Source organism: Luteimonas flava, from assembly GCF_036584485.1.
GTDB classification, from domain to species: Bacteria; Pseudomonadota; Gammaproteobacteria; order Xanthomonadales; family Xanthomonadaceae; genus Luteimonas; species Luteimonas flava.
This window is the reverse complement of record NZ_JAZHBM010000063.1, coordinates 1-305: the sequence shown is the minus strand read 5'-3', so window position 1 is coordinate 305 and position 305 is coordinate 1. Positions and strand designations below refer to the sequence as shown.

Genomic DNA, 305 nt, shown 5'->3' with positions numbered 1-305 from the left:
GGTTCCAGTTCTGGAATGCTTGGACGCTCCTGGCGCTGCAGCGGATCCAGGTTGGCCCAGCGGGAACCCAGATAGCGGTAAGCAGCGATCAGCTGGGTCACGGCAACGCGTTTACGGCCCATTTCGGCGTCGGCCGAGGCGGTAACGGTGCGGATAGGACCGGCTTTGGCGCGCTCGGCGAAGGAGGCGATGACGGAGGCGTGGGCGACGTCCGGTTTATTGGAACCATCGACGGCCGGCACGTGCTGCATGGCGTCGAAATAGGCGCGCCAGTTATCTGGTACCGAGCCTGGGTTGTTCAGATA

At 63.3% G+C, this 305-nt stretch carries 1 protein-coding gene; it reads right to left on the bottom strand.

Annotation, left to right across the window (positions count from 1 at the left end; genetic code table 11):
* Positions 1-305: 2-oxoglutarate dehydrogenase E1 subunit family protein (locus tag V3391_RS17685; protein ID WP_332079761.1), on the bottom strand; the 305-nt coding region annotated here is incomplete at both ends.